Raw genomic sequence first — 2,652 nt, forward strand, 5'->3', positions numbered from 1 at the left:
CTGAACGCCGCAGACTGCACCCTACCTTGTAATTCTCGCTTTGCTCGAAAACAAGAAGAGCTGCAAGTTCAGGATGACGACAATTTATCGATTATTTTTTACGAATGGTATATTAGCAAAAAAATCAACACAATATCATTTTATGCATTGGTTTTATTATAACATTGTATTCTTCAAGCGTTTCTTTTATTGAATTTTCAAGATTAGAAATAGCGTCTTTTTCGGTTTTGCCATAGCCAATGAGGTTAAACATCATACAATTAGCAATAAACGCATTATTTTTTCTGTTTTTATATACGACAGCAGAATATTCTAATGTTTTCATAATCTTCTCCCTTTGCATAATAAACATATTTTATTATTTTAATTCTACTTAGGGGTCATCGACATGAATTAGAAGAACTTTAGAAAATAATTTAAATATATGAAATTATAAAAACAATTTTCTATCGCTTAAAAATGAATTTGCTATATCTTTCCTGAACTTTTTACTTTCAAATTTGACGATATCAATTGATTCATAAACTCTTTCATGAGCTTTATTAAGAGTTGAGGCGGTTGAAGTGAACGACATAACTCTACTGCCATTGGTTACAACCTCATAATATGGATTCATTGCTGTTTCTCCGTAAAAAAGCAGCAAATCATCGTCATCAATATTTTCAATGCCTTCAATTACAACATTTTTTTTAGGTTTTGAAGGATAATTTCCGCTCAAAAGATAAACAGAAACACTGTGCATATCATTTATGTTGAGATTTTCATAATCATCGCCGAGAGCGCCTATTGATGTGGAATAAAGCACGTCAAATAAATCATCATTAATCAATGGTAATACGGTTTGTGCTTCGGGATCACCTATTGTGGGTTGAAAATCAATGGCTTTAATTTCATTTTTGTCATTCATTATTATATTTATAGAAAGAAAACCTTCGTAAGGGTTTCCTTCGGCTCTTAAAGAATCCAGCGTAGGAAATACAATTTCACCTGCAATTTTACCTTCCAGTTTAAAATCAATTTTACCAACCGGAGCAAAAGCGCCTACCCCATGTGTTATTGCTCCGCCATCACCTTCCAGTACTCTTTTATATACGTGAACATAAGGCATTGGAACAGCATTATAACCATCGGTTATAACTGTAAAGGTTATTTCAGATCCGGAAAAATATTCTTCAATAACTGTTGTTTTATTTAAGTTAGCAAAACTTTTTTCTATAGCTTTTTTTGCCTGAGAAAATGTTTCACAAAAAAATGATTCTTCACCACTAGTAAAAGATGCATCATATCTTACTATAATAGGATAATTTGATTTTCTGGCATAATCAATTGCGGCATTTTCCTTGTCAAACAAACCATATCTGGGAGTTGGAATTTTATGTTTGAACATAAATTTTTTGGCAAAAGCTCTGTTAGTGCCAATTTTTGCTGCTTCCTTTGAAGGACCGAATATTTGTAAACCATTTTCTCTAAATACATCACAAATTCCACCTGCAATAACACTTTCAGAAATAGGAATAGTAAAATTTATGTCGTTTTCAAGCGCAAATTCACATATTTCATGTATATTTTCGGTATTTATGTTAACGCAAGTTGCAAGTTCTGTAACACCAGGGTTTCCTGGAATACAAAAAATCTTTTCAATCCTGCTGTTTTGCGAAAGCTTCCAGATAATAGCATGTTCTCTGGCACCTGAACCGATAACTAAAACTTTCATTTTTCTGTCCAAATATTGTGTTTGTTCTATCAATTCTACAATAAATGTATTTAGAGTTAAAGATAAAAGGTCAAAAAGCTATTTTTCAATATTTGCCAAATTAATTGGAAATCCCTGAATTGACCTCCTCGCCTTCCTCAAGAAAGGTGATTCCAATCCGGTATGAGGAAGGTCAAGGAAATTCAGCACGACATTCAAGGTGAACCAAATTGCTTTGTGAACGTAGAGAATATTAGCAATTTGTGAAACGTGGATTTTTTATCCGCTGCCGTAGGCGGCAATGCCGCTCTGAAAATTTGGCTTGTTCCCTTTAGGCAATGATTGGAAGCCCTCAAGGTGGCTCTGCCACTCCTCCCCATGAATGGAGAGGTTTTACGAAGCAGCGGATAAATGCAGGGCAGGCTTTAAAGGCAGCATTGCCTCTAATAACTTATAACAGGAAGGGAATTTCCTGATGTAGGTATAATTGTGCTTTTAGGAACAGCTGGAAAGGAAGTTTTAGGTATCGGGGGCAGCAAGTTGGTATTAACAGGTGTAAAGTTATTAACATGCTGTATTTCAGATTCCACAGGTTTTGAAGAAGGTATTGACGGAGTTTTAAAGGCATCTTTTGATGCAATATAAACACTTTTTGAAACCTCTTTTACTCCTTTAGCTGTTTTTTTGACAACAAAAATAGCTGTTTTTATCGAATATTTTGTTACCAAATAAGTTGTTTTAGCTGTAAAATTTATCGTTGAATCTACAATATCAGAAATTAAAAGTGCTTTAGCTTCCTGAGTTGTTGAAAAAAAGATTAAGCAAAAAAAGATTATTAACAGATTTTTTTGAATTTTCATTAAACACTTAACCAGACTTAAATTAATTATTATTTAAAATTACATTATTATTAATTTAAAATCAATAAATTGTTAAAATATAACAATCTTTATCCGCTG

The 2,652-nt window shown here is 32.8% G+C and carries 3 protein-coding genes; all 3 read right to left on the reverse strand.

All coding sequences use genetic code 11. The annotated features are described in order from the left end of the window. Window positions 1-124: 124 nt before the first annotated feature. Window positions 125-325 carry a hypothetical protein gene (locus WC223_14035; protein MFA6925360.1) on the reverse strand — a complete coding sequence of 67 codons (201 nt, stop codon included), beginning with the start codon at window positions 323-325 and terminating at the stop codon, window positions 125-127. Window positions 326-430: 105 nt separating this feature from the next. Continuing rightward, on the reverse strand, window positions 431-1,714 hold the full coding sequence (gene purD / locus WC223_14040; GenBank protein ID MFA6925361.1) for a phosphoribosylamine--glycine ligase: 1,284 nt from the start codon (window positions 1,712-1,714) through the stop codon (window positions 431-433). A gap of 422 nt (window positions 1,715-2,136) precedes the next feature. After that, entirely contained in the window at window positions 2,137-2,553 is a 417-nt protein-coding gene (locus WC223_14045) for a hypothetical protein (protein MFA6925362.1), read from the reverse strand. Window positions 2,554-2,652: the final 99 nt, after the last annotated feature.

The organism is Bacteroidales bacterium (assembly GCA_041671145.1).
GTDB lineage: Bacteria > Bacteroidota > Bacteroidia > Bacteroidales > JAHJDW01 > JAQUPB01.

What these genes read in the sequence shown, in the direction of transcription:
- WC223_14035 (MFA6925360.1), bottom strand. Translation starts at nt 325, where the DNA reads ATGAAAACATTAGAATATTCTGCTGTCGTATATAAAAACAGAAAAAAT.
- purD (MFA6925361.1), bottom strand. Translation starts at nt 1,714, where the DNA reads ATGAAAGTTTTAGTTATCGGTTCAGGTGCCAGAGAACATGCTATTATC.
- WC223_14045 (MFA6925362.1), bottom strand. Translation starts at nt 2,553, where the DNA reads ATGAAAATTCAAAAAAATCTGTTAATAATCTTTTTTTGCTTAATCTTT.